This is a genomic window from Azospirillum endophyticum (assembly GCF_016595245.1).
GTDB classification, from domain to species: Bacteria; Pseudomonadota; Alphaproteobacteria; order Azospirillales; family Azospirillaceae; genus Azospirillum; species Azospirillum endophyticum.
In genome coordinates, this window is sequence record NZ_JAENHM010000095.1 from 13,625 (window position 1) to 30,580 (window position 16,956).

Genomic DNA, 16,956 nt, shown 5'->3' on the forward strand with positions numbered 1-16,956 from the left:
GCGTCTGGAAGAAGACCCTCGCGGGAACGCCGCTTCGACCCCGCCGATGGCCCCGCCGGCTGGTCATCCGACCGCCGGCATCCTGTCCAGCAGCTTGTCGAGCGTGACCGGATAGTCGCGCACGCGCACGCCGGTCGCGTTGTAGACGGCATTGGCGATGGCGGCCCCGACGCCGCAAAGGCCGAGTTCCCCAACCCCCTTGGCCTTCATCGGCGAGGAGATCGGGTCCGTCTCGTCGAGGAAGATCACCTCCTGGTGCGGGATGTCGGCATGGACCGGCACCTCGTAGCCGGCCAGATCGTGGTTGACGAAGAAGCCGGCGCGCTTGTCCACCGCCAGTTCCTCCATCAGCGCCGCGCCGACGCCCATGGTCATGGCGCCGATCACCTGGCTGCGCGCCGAGAGCGGGTTGAGGATGCGCCCGGCGGCACACACCGCCAGCATGCGCCGCACCCGGATTTCCGCCGTCGCGGCATCGACGCCGACCTCGACGAAATGGGCGCCGAAGGTGGATTGCTGATAGCGCTTGTCGAGGTCGCCGTACTCGATGCCGTCCTCGGCGGCGAGACCGTCGTCGCCCGCCGCCTGGGCGAGCGGGACGCTGCGGTTGCCGGCCCGGACCTCCCCGTCCGCGAACACCGCGTCGGCGGAGTTGAAGCCGAGCTTGCCGGCCACCGCCTCGCGCAGCTTGACGCAGGCGGCGTAGACGCCGGCGGTGGAGTTGTTGGCGCCCCACTGGCCGCCCGACCCGGCCGATGCCGGGAACGACGAATCGCCGAGGCGAACCGTCACCCTGTCCAGCCCCACCCCCATCATTTCCGCCGCGGTCTGGGCGATGATGGTGTAGCTGCCGGTGCCGATGTCGGTCATGTCGGTTTCGACCGTCACCCCGCCGCGCTTGTCGAGCCGCACCCGCGCCGCCGATTTGGTCAGCAGGTTGTTGCGGAAGGCGGCGGCGACGCCGAGTCCGGTCAACCAGCGTCCGTCGCGGCTCCGCCCGGGGGTTGGAACGCGCTTGGCCCAGCCGAAGCGGTCGGCGCCCCGGCGCAGGCATTCGACGAGCTGCCGCTGGGAGAAGGGGCGGTCGGGCTGGGCGGGATCGACCTGGGTGTCGTTGAGGATACGGAAGTCGACAGGATCGAGGCCCAGCTTCTCCGCCATCTCGTCCATGGCGATTTCCAGCGCCATCAGGCCCGGTGCCTCGCCCGGCGCGCGCATCGCGTTGCCTTCCGGCAGGTCGAGCCGCGCCAGCCGCAGCGCGGTCAGGCGGTTGGCCCCGGCATAGAGCAGCTTGGTCTGATCGACCGCCGTCTCGGGATCGCCGCCGGGCAGATTGCCGGACCAGCTCTCATGCGCGATGGCGGTGATGGTGCCGTCGCGTTCGGCGCCGATGCGGATGCGCTGGATCGTGGCCGGCCGGTGGGTGGTGTTGTTCATCATCAAGGGTCGCTGGAGCGCCACCTTGACCGGCCGCCCGGCGGCGCGCGCCCCCAGGGCGGCCAGCACGGTGTCGGCCCGCAGGAACAGCTTGCCGCCGAAGCCGCCGCCGACGAAAGGCGAGATCAGGCGGACCTTCTCCTTGGGCATGTCCAGCGTGCGGGCGAGGTCGCCGGTGGTCCAGGCGATCATCTGGTTGGACAGCCAGACGGTGAGCCGGTCGCCGTCCCAGGCGGCGACGGTGGCGTGCGGCTCCATCATCGCATGGGTCTGGTCGGGGGTGGTGTAGGTCGCGTCGAGCCGCACCGGGGCCGCCGCGAAGGCGCCGGCGAAATCGCCGACATCGCTGTCGGACTTGCCGCCTTCCGGCTTGGTGGCGCCGTCCCGCGCCTGCGCCAGGTCGAAGGCGCCGTCGGCCCGGTCGTAGGTGACGCGGACCAGCCTGGCGGCGGCCCGCGCCTGCTCGAAGCTCTCCGCCACGACCAGCGCGATGGCCTGATGGTAATGCTCGATCCCGGGGCCGCCGAGCAGCGTCGCGGTGTTCTTCTCGCCCTTGCCGAGCTTCCCCGCAGTGTCGGCGGTGACCACGGCGAGGACGCCGGGCGCCGCCTTGGCGTCGGCGATGTCCATCGCAACGATCCGCCCCTTGGCGATCGCCGAGCCGACGACATAGCCATAGGCCGCGTCCGGCACGGCGTCATGCCGTTCATAGGCATAGGGCGCGGTGCCCGTGGTCTTCAGCGGGCCGTCGATGCGCGGCGTCGGCTTGCCGACCACCGCGAGGCGGTCGATCGGGTTGGTCGTCGCGGGGGTGTCGAACTTCATGTCTCAGCCTTTCGCTTCGGCCAGGACCGCGCCGAGCGTGCGCTCGACCAGCGGCAGCTTGAACGCGTTGTCATGGGTCGGCCTGGCCTCGGCCAGCAGCTTGGCGGCGACCGCCTTGGCGCCTTGCGGCATCTCCGCCTCCGCCGTCTCGACGCGCCACGGCCGGGGCGCCACGCCGCCCAACGCCACGCGGCCGCTGCCGTCGGGCTGCACGATCGCCGCGACCGAAACCAGCGCGAAGGCGTAGGAGGCGCGGTCGCGCACCTTGCGGTAGATCTGCGCACCGCCGGCCGGCTTGGGCAGGGTGACCGCCGTGATCAGCTCGCCATGCTCCAGCGCCGTCTCGACATGCGGCGTGTCGCCGGGCAGCCGGTGGAAATCGGCGATGGGGATGGTGCGCGTGGCTCCGTCGGGCCGCACCGTCTCCACCGTGGCGTCGAGCACGCGCATGGCGACCGCCATGTCGCTGGGATGGGTGGCGATGCAGGCGTCGCTGGCGCCGATGACGGCGAGCTGGCGGCTGAATCCGCCGATGGCGGCGCAGCCGCTGCCGGGCCGGCGTTTGTTGCAGGGCTGGTCGGTGTCGTAGAAATAGGGGCAGCGGGTGCGCTGGAGCAGGTTGCCCGCGGTCGTCGCCTTGTTGCGCAGCTGGCCCGACGCGCCGGCGAGGAGGGCGCGGGACAGCACCGCATAGTCGCGCCGCACGCGCCGGTCGGCGGCGAGGTCGGTGTTGCGCACCAGCGCGCCGATGCGCAGGCCGCCGTCCGGTGCCGGCTCCACGCCGTCGAGCTTCAGGCCGTTGACGTCGACCAGATGGATCGGCCGCTCGATCTCCAGCTTCATCAGGTCGAGCAGGTTGGTGCCGCCGGCGATGAAGCGGGCGTCGGGATTGCGCTGCACGGCCGCCGCGGCGGCGGCGGGGGAGGCCGCACGCTCGTAGGTGAAGGGTCTCATGCCTCCCTCCCGGCGACTTCGGTGATCGCGTCGACGATGTTGGAATAGGCGCCGCAGCGGCAGATGTTGCCGCTCATCCGCTCGCGCAGTTCGGCGGCGTTCAGCTGCGGCGCGGCGGTCAGGTCGGCGCTGGCATGGCTGGGGATGCCCGCCTTGATCTCGTCCAGCACCGCGACGGCGGAGCAGATCTGTCCGGGCGTGCAGTAGCCGCACTGGTAACCGTCATGCTTCACGAAGGCCGCCTGCATCGGGTGCAGGTCGCCGGGCCTGCCCAGTCCCTCGATGGTGGTGACGCTGTCGCCCTCGTGCATCACCGCCAGCGACAGGCAGGAATTCAGCCGCCGGCCGTCGACGATCACCGTGCAGGCGCCGCACTGGCCGTGGTCGCATCCCTTCTTGGTGCCGGTCAGATGCAGATGCTCGCGCAGCGCGTCGAGCAGCGTGGTCCGCGTGTCGAGCTGCAGCGTGTGCGCTGTACCGTTCACGGTGAACGACACCTTGGACATGACGGGATTGCCGTCGGGCATTGCAGGCCTTTCGCTGGCTGTGGCTTGGGTGGTTGCGGCGCGGGCCGGCATGGCGAACGGCACGCCGGTCATCGCCACGGTGGCGGCGCTTCCGAGCAGCAGGCCGCGCCGCGACATCTCGAGGTCCCCGAAACCCTCCATGCGAAACCCTCCATGTCCTGTTTCCTTCCTCTTCACCGGTCGCCAAAACGGGTGTGACAGGCGCCGTTGTCCGCAGGAGCCGCCTTCCGGAGGTTCACTGCGAAAACCGGCGGCCCGGCAGGCACAACGGAGGCAACGTCGGTTCGGGTCCATCGGGCGATTGTTGCTGCAGCGTTCCCGATAACGCCGATCGATCGGACTCATGAAACCGGAGGATGGGGACAACCGTTCCCATGGCTTTGTTTTTTGTCCGGCCTGCCGTGTCCCCGTCCGCGGCCCGATCGGCACTCCGGAGCGTGCCGGACTTGTCGGCGGCTCCCGTCGGCGGCTCCCGTCGGCGGCTCCCCCTGCCGGATCACGGGAAGGATCATCCGGCGCGCGTTTCCCGATCCCGCTCCGGCGGATCGGTTCACACCTTATATCGATCCCGACTTCACGGGATCCGATCCGGCGCCGGTCGTCGGCCGGGTTGGATTCTCGAACGCCGCCATCGCGAGATACCATTGGTCCGACAGGGCTTTTGCGAGGCTGTCGGCGGTGGGAAAGGACCGGCACAGCAGCGCGTCGCCATGGACGAACCGTTCGCGCAGGCTCTCGATCGTCATCGCGATCAGCAGGCGCAGGACGCCCTCGAACCTGCCGCGTTCCTCCGTACCGAAGGGCTGTCCGCGACGGCGGGCGACGGCCACGACGATGCGGTCGACCCATTCGGAGTTCATGCGCTCGCGCATGCGCAGCACCTCGGGATCCCGCGTGGCCAGTTCGGAGAACAGGCTGTAGAAGCCCGCGTTCGCCTCATAGGCGCGGCAATAGTCGGTGTTGGCGTGCAAGATCGCCTCGTAGCTGCTCCGCGGCCCCTTCGTCACGGTGCGACGGTGGGTGACATATTCGAAGAACAGGTTGACGAGGACAGCGGCGCATTCGTCCATGTCTTTGAAATGATTGTAGAAGGTTCCGCGCGACAGCCCGGCTTCGTCCAGCAGCGCCTCCACCGTCATCAGCTTTCCCCGCGTGGTGCGCAGGTGGCGGGCGACGAGGGAAAGCAGCATGTAGCGCGTCCGTTCCCGCTTCGGGCGCGTCCGTTCCCGGCTCTTGATCGCCAGCACCTCCTCGAAGAAGAGCGGGGGATCGGCTTCATCCTGCTCAGGCCCGCTGCCCTGAATTTTCTCATCCTGCTGCATTTTTATGCCCTCGCTCCCCAACCACCATGGCCCCGGCAAAAATGTTCCGCGAGCTGACGTTCACAGCTTGACGAGGGCCATTTTTACACATAGCGTCATATTTAGACAATGCGTCATCACTGGACAGGCCGATGGTACCTACGATGGTGGACGTCAATAAACCCTCCAGCGGCACCTTGAACAGGGAAGCTTTTTCGAAATCGAAGGCCACCGGTGCGACGATCGAGTTCCAATCCGTCCGCAAGGCCTATGGATCGGTAACAGCACTGCACGATTTTTCTCTGACCATTCATCCCGGCGAGTTCCTGACGATCCTCGGGTCGAGCGGATCGGGGAAAACGACGGCGCTGAATGCACTTGCGGGATTCTCCGGGGCGGACTCGGGCGACATCCTCATCGACGGCAAGTCGGTGATCGACGAGCCGCCGGAGCGCCGGAATCTGGGGATGGTGTTCCAGAACTATTCCCTGTTCCCGCACATGACGGTGTTCGACAACATCGCCTTCCCGCTGCGGATGCGCCGCGCCCCGCGGCGCGAGATCAACGAACGGGTGGAGCGGGTCCTGGAGATCGTCCGGCTCGGCGCGCTCGCCAAGCGGATGCCCCGCGATCTTTCCGGCGGACAGCAACAGCGTGTGGCCTTCGCCCGCGCCATCGTGTTCGAACCGCCCGTGCTGCTGATGGACGAACCGCTCGGCGCGCTCGACCTCAAGCTGCGCGAAGCGCTGCAGTTCGAGATCAAGGAAATCCAGCATCAGCTCGGCTGCACCGTGGTCTATGTCACCCACGATCAGCGTGAAGCGCTCGCCATGTCGTCGCGCATCGTCGTGCTGCGCGACGGTCGGATCGAGCAGGTCGGCACGCCGTCGGAAATGTACGACGCGCCGAAAAGCCGCTTCGTCGCCGATTTCATCGGGCAGACCAATCTCCTGGCCGCCGATCTGTCGAAAGCCGGATCGGTGTCCATCTCCGAACTCGGCGCCGTTTATCGGGACGCGGAGTTCCAGGCCCGTCCGGGGTCCTGGTACGCCAGCGTTCGTCCCGAAAAGCTCCAGCGCCGCCCGGCCGAAGGGTCGGACATTGCCGTGGACGTGACCGTTCAAGAAGCCGTGTTCCTCGGCGACGTGATCGAGTACAGCGCCCGCACCGCCCATGGTGCGCTCATCCACTTCCGGGAACAGAGACGCGACAGGGATCGGATCCCGGAACGCGGCGAGACCATCGGTCTCGTCCTGCGCCCCTCCGACGTCGTCCTCGTTCCGGATCTCTCCAAAGCCGGCCGCTGAAGAACTGATTGGGAGTGCCGTTATGAAGAAGCTGCTGTGGAGCCTCTCCGTTGGAGCGGCGATTGTCGGCGGTGCCGGCGACGCCGCCCTGGCCCAGTCCGCCAACAAGTCGATCACGATCGCCAATTACGGCGGTGCGTGGGCCGAAACCCTGAACCGCATCTGCATCGAGCCGTTCACCAAGGAGACCGGCATCACCGTCACCCAGGCGGCGACCGAGGACTCCCTTGCCCAGATCCGCGTCCAGCAGACCACCAAGAACATCCTGTGGGATATTGCGCCCACCGAGCGTTCGGGCCTGCCGGTCTCGTCCAAGAATGGCTGGCTCGAGCCGATCGACTGGTCGGTGGTCGACCCGGAGAACAAGCTGCCGCCGGTTGCCCGCAAACAGTACGCCATCGGCGCGATCGCCTATTCCACCACGATCGGCGTGCGCACCGACAAGCTGCCGGAAGGCAAGACCTTTAGCGGCTGGAAGGATTTCTGGGACGTCAAGAGCTTCCCCGGCCCGCGCACGCTGCGCAACTCTCCGGCGGAAAACCTCGAATTCGCCCTGATCGCCGACGGGGTGAAGCCGTCCGAGGTCTACACCGTGCTGCGGTCGCCGGACGGCGTCGACCGCGCGTTCAGGAAGCTGGACGAGATCAAGCCGGCGATCACCGTCTGGTGGACCAGCGGCCAGCAGCCGGTCCAGCTGCTCGCCAGCGGCGAGGTCTTCTACGCGACCGCCTTCAACGGCCGCATCCAGCAGCTGCAAAAGGACAAGCTGCCGGTCAGGATCATCTGGGACGGCGGGTCGCTGGACGTCAGCTACTATTCCATCGTAAAGGGCGCCCGCAACGTGGCCGACGCCCAGAAATTCATGAAGTATTGCTGGAACACGCCGTCGCGTCTGGCCGAGATCGCCCGGGCCATGCCGTATTCCTCCTTCAACCCCGACATCTATAAGATCCTTTCGGCGGACGAAGCCAAGGAGCTGCCGACCAGCCCGGCGAACCTCGAGGTTCAGTTCGCGCTGGATTCCGAATACTGGGCCGAAAACCTGCCGCGCATCCAGAAGCGGTGGGAAGCTTGGCGCCTGCAATGAGCGACGGCGTTGCCATGCCGCGCGATGGGAAAGGGGCGGCGCGCGGCAGGCGCGCGCCTCTCTCCTCCCTCTGGCTGCTTGCCCCGGCGGCCGTGCTGTTTCTCTTCGTGTTCATCCTCCCGGTCGGCGAGGTCGCGTTGTGGAGCGTGCAGGGGGAAGCCGGTCTGTCGGCAGAGAATTACGAGGCGGCACTCGGCGCAGGACCATACCGGACGATCCTGTTCGGAACGCTGCAGCTTTCCTTCGGCGTGGCCTGCGCCTGCATCCTGGTCGGCTATCCGGCCGCCTATTTCCTCGCATCCCGTCCGCCGCGCAACCGCACCCTGCTGCTCCTGCTCATCCTGACCCCGCTGTGGGTCAGCGTGCTGGTGCGCACCTTCGGCTGGATCGTCGTTCTCGGCCGCGAAGGGCTGGTCAACTCCATGCTGCTCGGGATCGGCGCCGTCGACGGGCCGCTCCAGATGCTGTACACGCGCGGAGCCGTCTACATCGCGATGGTCCAGGTTCTGCTGCCGGTCGCCATTCTGGTCATGTTCTCGACCATGACCACCATCAACCGTTCCCTGTTGATGGCGTCCCGGATTTTGGGTGCATCGCCGTGGCGCGGCTTCGTCCACATCTTCCTTCCGCTGAGCGCGGGGGGAGCGGTCAACGCCTGGATGCTCACCTTCGTTCTGGCTCTCGGCTTCTTCATCACCCCGGCGCTGGTCGGCGGTCCGAAGGAGACGATGATCGCCAACCTGATCGCGACGCAGATCACGCTGACCCTCGACTGGGGTCTGGGTTCCGCGCTGGGCATGGTGCTGGTGATCGCGGGATTCGCCGTGGTCGGCGCCGTCGCCCTGCTCTTCCGGCGTGTGACGACGCTGAGCGGCCATGGGGGCTCGCGATGAAACGATCGCTTTGGGAAATGTCCGGGCGCTACCTGCTGCCGGTCTATTTCGTCGGCGTCCTGCTTTACCTGCTGCTGCCGTTGCTGCTGGTCATCCCGATGTCGATCAGCGAAACGCGCTATCTGAAATTCCCGCCGCAGGGCTTCACCCTCCGCTGGTATCAGGAGTTCTTCGCGTCCGCCGGCTGGATCGACGCCACCCTGCGCAGCCTGCTCATCGCGACGGCGAGCGCTGCGCTGGCCACCGCCGTCGGCACCGCGGCCGCCCTGGTGCTGAGCCGGGAGGGCAGCAAGGCCGCGCGGGCGGCCGGACCGGTCTTCCTCGGTCCGCAGGTGGTGCCGGTCATCATCCTGGCGCTGGGCACCCTGCTGGTCTTCAGCCGCTTCGGCCTTTACGGCTCGCTGTGGGGCGTGGTCCTGGTCCACGCCGTCCTGGCTCTGCCCTTCGTCACCACCACGGTGTCCGGGGCGCTGCGCCAGACCGGCGACACGCTGGCCCGCGCGGCCCGCGTGCTGGGGGCCAGGCCGCATGAGGCCTTCTGGCACGTCACTTTGCCGGCGATCCGTCCGGCGGTGATCTCGGCCGCCGTGTTCGCCTTCTTCATCTCCTTCGACGAGCTGGTCATCGCCCTGTTCGTCATGGGTCAGAACGAAACGCTGCCCATGCGCATCTGGGCGGACATGCGCCACGACCTGACGCCGGTCGTGGCCGCCGTCGCCACGCTGCTGATCGCCGTCACCTTCGCCGCCGTCTTCATGAGCGACCTGATCCAACGCCGTGCCAAGCGGCGTGCGGGGTAACGGGCCGCCCGACGCCGCGCGCCGGCGCCGCATCCTAACATACGGCCATCGCACCCGACGGCCCCATCACCCAGGGAAGTTGTGATGTTCTCAGATTTCCGCAGGGAAGAACCCGATGCTCTCGCCCGCCGCCTGGAGGCGATGACGCTTCCGGACTCGGTGTATGACCTGCTGCTGGATACCGCCACCCGTGTCCCGATGGCGCCCGCCTGGCGCTTCCTCGACGATGGGGTGGAGCGGAGTTGGGGCGAAGTCCTGGCCAAGGTCGATACCGCCGCCGCCGCGCTGTCCGCGGTCGGCATCGGCCCGGGCGTCCACGTCGCGGTGATGGCGTGGAACCGCGAGGAATTCCCGATCACCTGGCTGGCGCTGTCGCGTCTCCAGGCGGTGATGGTGCCGGTCAACGCGACCTACACCGCGCGCGAGGTCGAGTATGTCCTGAAGACCTCGCTCGCCACCTACATGGTGCTGGAGGCGGAGTTCCTGCCGCATCTGGACAGGCTGGAAGCGGCGTGGCTCGATCCCTCCCACATCATCGTGATCGGCGATGCGGTGTCGGACCGTCACCGCGACTGGCAGGTCCTGATGGACGAGGCCCGCGGCCGTCAGGCTCCGGCGATCCCGCGTTACATGGACGCCACGCTGAACCTCCAATACACCTCGGGTACGACGGGCTTCTCCAAGGCCTGCATGCTCAGCAACGAATATTGGCTGTGCCTCGGCATCAGCTCGACCGCGTTCTTCGCCACCGACCTGCGCCGCTTCTATGTCGGCTCCAGCTTCTTCTACATGGTGGGGCAGCGCATCCTGCTGAACGCCATGGCCAGCGGCGGCTGCGCCTTCTTCCCGCGCAAGCCGGGCGCCAAGCGCTTCATGACCGACGTGTCGGCGCTGGAGTGCGATTACTGCGCCCTGTTCGAGATGGTCTACAAGCAGCCGCCGCGACCGACCGACGCGGACAACAAGCTGAAGATCGCCACGATCTTCGCCTTCGGCCCCGAGAGCCATGCCGACTTCCAGCGGCGCTTCAACGTGTATGGCCAGGAATATTACGGCATGACGGAGATCGGCGGCGGCAGCTACGTCCCCGCCCATCGCCTGCCGGAGATGACCGGATCGGGAAGCTGCGGCGTGGCCGCCCCCTTCCGCGAGCTGATGGTCGCGGGCGAGGACGGCAAGCCGGTTCCGACCGGCGAGGCCGGCGAACTGTGGGTCCGCGGCCGCGGCATCCTCAAGGGCTATTTCGGCAATGAGGACGCGACGGCGGACGCCTTCACCGACGGATGGTTCCGCACCGGCGACCTTTGCCGCGTGGATGCCGGGGGCTATCACTACATCCTCGGCCGCACCAAGGACATGGTCCGCCGCATGGGCGAGAACATCGCCGCGCGCGAGGTCGAAGTCGTGCTGCGCATGCTCGACGACATCCAGGACGCCGCCATCGTGCCGGTGCCCGACGATTACCGCGGCGAGGAGATCAAGGCCTACATCCTGCTGGCCCCCGGGGCGTCCCCGGAGACCTGCACGCCGGAACTGATCGCCGATCACTGCTCCCGTCATCTCGCCGGGTTCAAGGTCCCCCGCTACTACGAGTTCCGCGACGGCTTCCCGCTGACCGACTCCCAGCGGGTCCAGAAGAAGCACCTGATCGCCGAGAAGCCCGACCTGCGCGTCGGCGCCTATGACCGGCAGGACAAGATCTGGCGCTGACGCCGCCCCCATCCCCATCGACCCAATCCGAAAAGGCCAGCCGGCCTTTAATCGAGGACTTTTGCCATGCCCGAAATTTCCACGCGGACCGAGGGCGCGATCCGCATCCTGACCATCTCCAACGAACGCAAGCGGAACGCGTTCGAAGGGACGATGGCGGCGGACTTCCTCCGCCTGCTGAACGACGCGGAAGGCGATGACGCGGTGCGCGTGATCGTGGTCACCGGGGCCGGGGACATCGCCTTCTCCAGCGGCCATGACCTGAACGAGATCGCGTCCGGCGCCCATGCCGAAACCAACCTGGGGGAAGAGCCCTTCCTGCGCCCGCGCAGCATGCGCAAGCCGGTGATCGCGGCGGTCAACGGCCATTGCTATGCCGCGGCCCTGATCTTCGCGGTCAACTGCGACCTGCGGGTGGCGAGCAGGAATGCGTCCTTCGGTTCGCCGGGGGCGCGTCTGGGCATGCTGCCCGAGGGCGGGCAGATCGGCCGCCTGCCGCGTCTGATGACGGCGGGCCGGGCGCTGGAACTGATGTTGACGGCGAACCCGCTGCCCGCCGACGAGGCCTACCGGACCGGCTTCATCAACCGTCTGGCCGAAACGGGCGAGGCTTTGAACGAGGCCCTCGCCCTGGCGCGCGACATCGCCAGGAACTCGCCGTCCGTGGTCGCCGCGATCAAGGCCGGGGTGATCCTGGGAGAGGTCGAGGGGGTCGAGGCCGCGACCGCCTATGAGGCGACCGTCGCCCGCCGGCTGGAGACGCAAGCCGATGCCCGTGAAGGCGTCAGCGCCTTCCTGGAAAAGCGCGCTCCGGTGTTCCGTGGCGGTGAATGACGACAAGCCCGGAGGGTGGGCGGCCAGGGCAGCCGTCCGCCCGGCGCCAGCCGGGATGCGCTCGCCACGGGCATGTTCTGAAGGACTATGCACGCAACTCTCCTTGCCGTGAGCGCCCGAGCAGCCGGACCATGGTCCGGCGTGCCGGCATCCCGTCGAACGGCGCGGTGCTCATCCAACAGTCTCTTTATCGCGGGGAAAGTCCCAACCATGGCCGAGACCTTCAAAGCCTTTGTGATCAAGGATGTCGACGGCAAGCCCAAGGGTGGCTTCACGACGTTGACGCTCGCCGACCTGCCGGACAACGACGTGCTGGTCGAGGTCGCCTACTCCACGCTCAACTACAAGGACGGCCTCGCCGTCTCCGGGAAGGGCAGGATCGCCCGCAAGCTGCCGATGGTCGCCGGCATCGATCTGGCCGGCACCGTGGTCGAATCCCGGTCTCCCGACTGGAAGCCCGGCGACAAGGTGGTCGCCAACGGCTGGGGCATGTCGGAAACGCAATGGGGCGGCTACACCCGCTTCCAGCGCCTGAAGGCGGAGTGGCTGACCCGTCTGCCGGACGCTTTCTCGCTCGAGGAGGCGATGGGCATCGGCACCGCCGGCTACACCGCCGCGCTGTGCGTGGACGCGCTGGAACGGTGGGGCGCCGTTCGCCCCGGCGGCAAGGAGGTGCTGGTCACCGGGGCGGCCGGCGGCGTCGGTTCCGTCGCGGTGGCGCTGCTCGCCAAGCGCGGCTACCCGGTGGTGGCCTCCACCGGCCGGCCCGAGACGCACGACTATCTGCGGGGCCTCGGCGCCACCGGCTTCATCGACCGTGCGGTCCTCCTGGAAAAAGGCGCGCCCTTGCAGAAGGAACGTTGGGCCGGCGGTGTCGACTCGGTGGGCGGGCAGACGCTGGTCAACGCGCTGTCGCAAACCATCTGGGGTGGGGCGATCGCCGCCTGCGGCTTGGCCGGTTCGTCCGACCTGCCCGGCACGGTGCTGCCGCACATCCTGCGCAGCGTCGCATTGCTCGGCGTCGATTCTGTGATGGCGCCGCAGCCGCTCCGCGACGCCGCCTGGGCGCGGCTGGCCCGCGACATGGACAAGACGGCGTTGACGGCGATGTACGAGGTGCAGCCCTTCGACGCACTCCCCGATCTGGCAACCAGGATCCTCGCCGGACAGATCCGTGGCCGCGTCGTCGTCGACGTCACCCGCTGAGGCCCGCCGGACCCATGAGCCGATCCGCTGCGACCGTCTCCGGCATCGACCGGCGGAGCGGATCGGCGCTGTGGACTGGACTCCTCGACGGACGGGCAAGCCCGGGGGCTGCGTCCCGTTCGCGGCGCAACCGGGGATCAGGCGGCCGCCGTCGTACGGAAGCGCTTCCGGTAGTCGACCGGGTTGATGCCGAGATTGCGGACGAAGGCGCGCCTCATGGTGCTGGCGTCACCGAAACCGCAAAAGTAAGCGATCCGCTGGAGCGGCGTGGGGGAATCGACCAGCATCCGGCGCGCGGCGTCGAGCCGCGCCGCCTCCACGAAACGGGCCGGGGGATGGCCGACGTCCCGTCTGAACACACGGGCGAAATTTCGCGCTCTTCTTACGAGAGAGGATGATGTCCCTGCGGGTCTTTCCCGATCAGAATGCCATCATCGACGCCTGTTGCGACGCCTGAAACGCACTCATCGCCGAAACCGGCCGCATCAAATCCCTTTGCTGCCCGCTGTCGTTCCAAAAGGTCATTTCATAGGAGAGTCGGTATGACACATCGAGAAGGAACGGAGGGTTGAAGGAGGAGATTTAGCAACCAGAGGGTATGCTGCCTCCTTCGCATACTGCCCCAAATTACGATGGTCAGAACGACTTCGTCGAGGTGCCACTTATCGCCCCGGCTCCCGGCAGCGCAACCGATCCGCGATGTCGCGACCGAACTTCAGGGCCCACTGCCGCACTGTCTCGTGGCTCACGGTGATGCCGCGGGCCGCCAGCATCTCCTCCACCATGCGCAAGCTCAGCGGGAAACGGAAGTACAGCCACACCGCCATCGCAATGACCTCGGCAGGGACGCGGTAGCCGGCGTAGCGGGGATCACGGGATGTCGCCATGGCGATCCTTTGCCGCTCCGCATCCCCGCGAGCCAGCCTGAACTTGACGGTACCTTCTCCGCTCTTCCTCACCGATCCCCGCCACCTCGGATACCGAAAAGAGCCTTGATTGTTATCGCATCGGCAAGAGGCCGTTTGCGCGGAACCAGGCCACTTCATCGCGGAACGTTTCGATTACCGGACGGAACTTCAAATCCAGCTCCCGTTCGCTCTTGGCGGAATCGTAGCGAGATCGATCATTCTCCGTTGCGACGGTACGCGCCATGGCCCAGCTCAACAGCACCGGCTTTCCGGTCATCCGCGCGTAGAGTTCATTGCCGGCGCCGATCAGATGGAGAAGGATCATCGGAATACGCCGGGTCGGCGCCTTGGCCCCCGTCGCCTGCGCAATGAGCGGCAGCAGATCGGTCATTGTCATATGGCGTCCGGCGGCAAGGTAGCGTTCGCCGCGCCGACCCCGACGGTTGGCGAGGATCATCGCCCGTGCGACGTCACGGGCATCGACCACCGAGAAAGACCCCGGCGGAACGCCCGGGAGGCGTTCGAGCGCCACATCCAGAACGGTCTGACCTGCCGATGTCGGTCCGATGTCGCCCGGCCCGTGCATCCAACCGGGGAGCACCATCGCCGCCCAGAAATCGGGATGCGTATTGAGAAAGTCGAGCACCACGCGGTCCGCCAGGATCTTGCTGCGATAATAATCGTCGGCGTCCCGCTCATTCCGCAGCATGGTCTCATCAATGATCTCTCCAGGTGCGCCTCGCAGCACCGCAACCGAACTGGTGTGGACGAAACGACGTACCCCGGCTTTCCATGCGTGCTCGAGCAGGGCACGGGTGCCCTCAACATTGGCCGCATGGAGCGCATCCCAATGGCGGCCACCCTTGTAGGAATCCCGGAAATAGGCCGCAGTATGGAAAACCACGTCGACGCCCCGAAGCGCATCCACGAAACCAGGCACATCGAGCATGTCGCCGGTGACGATCTCCAGATCCAGCTCGGCAAACTGCCGTGCTGCTTTCTCAGGTGAGCGCACAAGCGCTCGCACACGCCAACCTTCGGCGATCAGTTCGCGCACCAGGTTGTTGCCGAGAAGTCCGGTTGCCCCCGTGACGAAGGCAATGGGGGGGAAGGACGTGGTATTGGCATCGTTCGACATGAAAGTGTTCCGCAGGTGAGGGAACATGGTCTATAAGTCTGGACCCAGGTCCATGGTCAATAGCCTTAAGGGGTGAAATGCTGATAGGAGAATTCGCTCGGCGGACGGGGCTGAGCCAGGACACCATCCGCTTTTATACCCGTAAGGGTCTCCTCACGCCGCAGCTCACCGCTAAGGGGGGACGCAATCCCTATCAGGTATTCACTGAGCGGGACGCCTCGACAGCCCGAATGATCCGTTTTGCGCAATCGCTGGGCATGTCCCTCAAGGAGATCGCGGAGATCGCCACGGAACTGCAACGGGAGGGGTTATCACAGGCGCGTGAAGTCGAGATCATGGAAGTCCAGCTCGCCAGGCTTGAGCAGAAGGCGGCCGAACTGGCAGAACTGACCAATTACCTGCGTGCAAAGCGCGACTGGGTCGCGCGCGGCAAGCCGGGTGATGAACCGCGATTTACCCAGGAAACGCCCTGCCTGGCTTCAACCCACTGGCTCGGCGCTCCATGAAGAGCGCGGATCCAGCGGCGCAGGCCAGCAGAGCGATACCCACCCACGGCAATCCGGCCACCCCGGCGGTTTCGAGAATGACGCCCCCCACGATGGCACCGCCGGCGATCGCCATATTCCAGGCAGTGACGATCATCGCCTGTGCCACATCGGCAGCCGACCCGGCCGCGCGCGCCGAAGCGGTCTGAAAAAGAGTCGCCGCCCCGCCAAATCCCACCCCCCAGATCAATGCTGCCCCATAGACCGCAAGCGGCGCGCTGTCTGTCGCCGCGAATATGAACGCCGCTGCGAGGAACAGGCCGACGCTGGTGAAGGTCAACGGACGCAGCCATTTATCGATCAGGGCAGCCGTTAGGCCGATACCGACCAGTCCGGCCATCCCGAAGGCCAGCAGGACACGGTCGGTCTGCCCGACAATGCCGTGGGCGATCAGCAGCGGCGCGTTGTAGGTGTAGAGGATATTGTGAGCCAGCACGAAGCAGAGCGTCACCGCCAGTACCGGCCGCACGCCCGGAACCGCAAAAACCTGGGCAAGCGATGGGCGTTCCGTTTCAGCCTCCCCGGCAAAGTCCGGCACCTTCGCGATAATCCAGCCGATCAGCAGCAGCGCGATGACGCTGAGCAATCCGAAGGTCAGTCGCCAACCGGCCAGAAGGCCCAGAAACGTTCCGGCTGGAATGCCGATCGAGAGCGCCAAAGGTGTTCCCGACATGGCGATGGCCATCGCTCGACCCGCAAGATGAGGTGGCGCCATGCGAACCGCGTAGCCGGCCAGCAGTGCCCATAGCAGGCCGGCTGACACGCCTCCAACGAAGCGCGCCACCAGTGCGACGATGAAGCTCGTGGTGAGGGCCGTAATCAGATTGGCGACGGCGAAGCCGAAGATCGCACCGAGCAGGAGCGGTCGCCTGCGCCAGCTTCGCGTCGCTGCTGTCAGCGGGATCGCGGCGAGCAGCGATCCCAGCGCATAGATACTGATCCATTGCCCGGCCATCGCTTCACTCACACCAAGAGAATTCCCAATTTGTGGGACAAGGCCGGCAGGGAGGGCCTCCGTCAGGATCGTCACGAAGCCGGCAACCGCCAAGGCGGATAGCCCCGCCACCGGCAGTCGGTCGACCTGGGCCCTCACACCGGCACCTTCGGCAGTACCAGATCGCCAGTCGTGTAAGTGTGGAACTCACTGGATGAGACAGTATCGAGCCGACCGAACTTCTCCAGAAATACCGGATCGGAAAAGAAGATCTCGACATCACCGGGATCGGAGATCGCTTCGATGTTCACGACGGTCAGCCCATCGGTGCTCTTGGAAAGGTTGCTCCACAGAAAGCCGGGTTTCCGCTCGGCGACATAGTGGACGACATCCTGGATCAGCCGAAACGCGTCCTCCTGCTTGCCGGGATGAACGTGGATCACATTGACGATGAAGGTCGTCGGGATGGGCTCGATGGTGAAGGCGGGGATCATGTTTCGTCTCCCTGATTGCGGAAGACCAAGGGATAGCGGAAGGCCCGTTCCGGAAA

At 66.6% G+C, this 16,956-nt stretch carries 15 protein-coding genes and 2 pseudogenes; 8 read left to right on the forward strand and 9 right to left on the reverse strand.

What is annotated here, in order from left to right; all coding sequences use genetic code 11:
• Positions 1–63: 63 nt before the first annotated feature.
• The 4 genes from paoC to JHL17_RS36275 form a co-directional block, all read right to left on the reverse strand.
• Complete coding sequence (gene paoC / locus JHL17_RS36260; protein ID WP_200199524.1) at positions 64–2,262, reverse strand: aldehyde oxidoreductase molybdenum-binding subunit PaoC; 2,199 nt, start codon at positions 2,260–2,262, stop codon at positions 64–66.
• 3 nt (positions 2,263–2,265) lie between these two features.
• On the reverse strand, positions 2,266–3,216 hold the full coding sequence (locus JHL17_RS36265; RefSeq protein WP_200199525.1) for an FAD binding domain-containing protein: 951 nt from the start codon (positions 3,214–3,216) through the stop codon (positions 2,266–2,268).
• On the reverse strand, positions 3,213–3,884 hold the full coding sequence (gene paoA, locus JHL17_RS36270; protein WP_200199526.1) for an aldehyde dehydrogenase iron-sulfur subunit PaoA: 672 nt from the start codon (positions 3,882–3,884) through the stop codon (positions 3,213–3,215). Before paoA ends, JHL17_RS36265 begins: the two co-directional genes overlap by 4 nt.
• A gap of 416 nt (positions 3,885–4,300) precedes the next feature.
• Positions 4,301–5,065: a TetR/AcrR family transcriptional regulator gene (locus JHL17_RS36275; protein WP_200199527.1), complete on the reverse strand. Its 765-nt coding sequence runs from the start codon at positions 5,063–5,065 to the stop codon at positions 4,301–4,303.
• 131 nt (positions 5,066–5,196) lie between these two features.
• Here JHL17_RS36275 and JHL17_RS36280 point away from each other — a divergent pair, with 131 nt between their 5' ends.
• The 7 genes from JHL17_RS36280 (at position 5,197) to JHL17_RS36310 (ending at position 12,881) form a co-directional block, all read left to right on the forward strand.
• A complete protein-coding gene (locus JHL17_RS36280) occupies positions 5,197–6,351 on the forward strand; it encodes an ABC transporter ATP-binding protein (protein WP_200199528.1) in 1,155 nt (384 codons plus the stop codon).
• Between the two features lie 22 nt (positions 6,352–6,373).
• Positions 6,374–7,438: an ABC transporter substrate-binding protein gene (locus JHL17_RS36285; RefSeq protein WP_200199529.1), complete on the forward strand. Its 1,065-nt coding sequence runs from the start codon at positions 6,374–6,376 to the stop codon at positions 7,436–7,438.
• Entirely contained in the window at positions 7,435–8,331 is an 897-nt protein-coding gene (locus tag JHL17_RS36290; protein ID WP_200199530.1) for an ABC transporter permease, read from the forward strand. The genes JHL17_RS36285 and JHL17_RS36290 overlap by 4 nt, the downstream gene beginning before the upstream one ends.
• On the forward strand, positions 8,328–9,131 hold the full coding sequence (locus JHL17_RS36295) for an ABC transporter permease (RefSeq protein ID WP_200199531.1): 804 nt from the start codon (positions 8,328–8,330) through the stop codon (positions 9,129–9,131). The genes JHL17_RS36290 and JHL17_RS36295 overlap by 4 nt, the downstream gene beginning before the upstream one ends.
• A gap of 84 nt (positions 9,132–9,215) precedes the next feature.
• On the forward strand, positions 9,216–10,841 hold the full coding sequence (locus JHL17_RS36300; RefSeq protein ID WP_200199532.1) for a class I adenylate-forming enzyme family protein: 1,626 nt from the start codon (positions 9,216–9,218) through the stop codon (positions 10,839–10,841).
• A 66-nt stretch (positions 10,842–10,907) separates the two neighbouring features.
• Positions 10,908–11,675, forward strand: coding sequence for an enoyl-CoA hydratase/isomerase family protein (locus JHL17_RS36305; protein ID WP_200199533.1), 768 nt, complete (start codon positions 10,908–10,910; stop codon positions 11,673–11,675).
• A 210-nt stretch (positions 11,676–11,885) separates the two neighbouring features.
• Positions 11,886–12,881: an MDR family oxidoreductase gene (locus JHL17_RS36310; RefSeq protein WP_200199534.1), complete on the forward strand. Its 996-nt coding sequence runs from the start codon at positions 11,886–11,888 to the stop codon at positions 12,879–12,881.
• 137 nt (positions 12,882–13,018) lie between these two features.
• Here JHL17_RS36310 and JHL17_RS36315 read toward each other — a convergent pair.
• The 3 genes and pseudogenes from JHL17_RS36315 to JHL17_RS36325 all read right to left on the reverse strand — a co-directional run.
• Positions 13,019–13,246: pseudogene (locus JHL17_RS36315) on the reverse strand (helix-turn-helix domain-containing protein); the annotation flags it as partial.
• Positions 13,247–13,470: 224 nt separating this feature from the next.
• Positions 13,471–13,768: pseudogene (locus tag JHL17_RS36320) on the reverse strand (IS6 family transposase); the annotation flags it as partial.
• A 112-nt stretch (positions 13,769–13,880) separates the two neighbouring features.
• Positions 13,881–14,927 carry an SDR family oxidoreductase gene (locus JHL17_RS36325; RefSeq protein WP_200199536.1) on the reverse strand — a complete coding sequence of 349 codons (1,047 nt, stop codon included), beginning with the start codon at positions 14,925–14,927 and terminating at the stop codon, positions 13,881–13,883.
• Positions 14,928–15,004: 77 nt separating this feature from the next.
• On the opposite strand from JHL17_RS36325, the gene JHL17_RS36330 reads away from it, so the two are divergent.
• The gene (locus JHL17_RS36330) at positions 15,005–15,433 is read left to right on the forward strand and encodes a MerR family transcriptional regulator (RefSeq protein ID WP_200199537.1); all 429 of its coding nucleotides are present in this window, start codon (positions 15,005–15,007) and stop codon (positions 15,431–15,433) included.
• Here JHL17_RS36330 and JHL17_RS36335 read toward each other — a convergent pair.
• Together JHL17_RS36335 and JHL17_RS36340 are read right to left on the reverse strand one after the other, a co-directional pair.
• The gene (locus tag JHL17_RS36335; protein ID WP_200199538.1) at positions 15,381–16,565 is read right to left on the reverse strand and encodes an MFS transporter; all 1,185 of its coding nucleotides are present in this window, start codon (positions 16,563–16,565) and stop codon (positions 15,381–15,383) included. The two genes, JHL17_RS36330 and JHL17_RS36335, sit on opposite strands and share 53 nt — an antisense overlap.
• Complete coding sequence (locus JHL17_RS36340; RefSeq protein ID WP_200199539.1) at positions 16,562–16,900, reverse strand: antibiotic biosynthesis monooxygenase; 339 nt, start codon at positions 16,898–16,900, stop codon at positions 16,562–16,564. The genes JHL17_RS36335 and JHL17_RS36340 overlap by 4 nt, the downstream gene beginning before the upstream one ends.
• Positions 16,901–16,956: the final 56 nt, after the last annotated feature.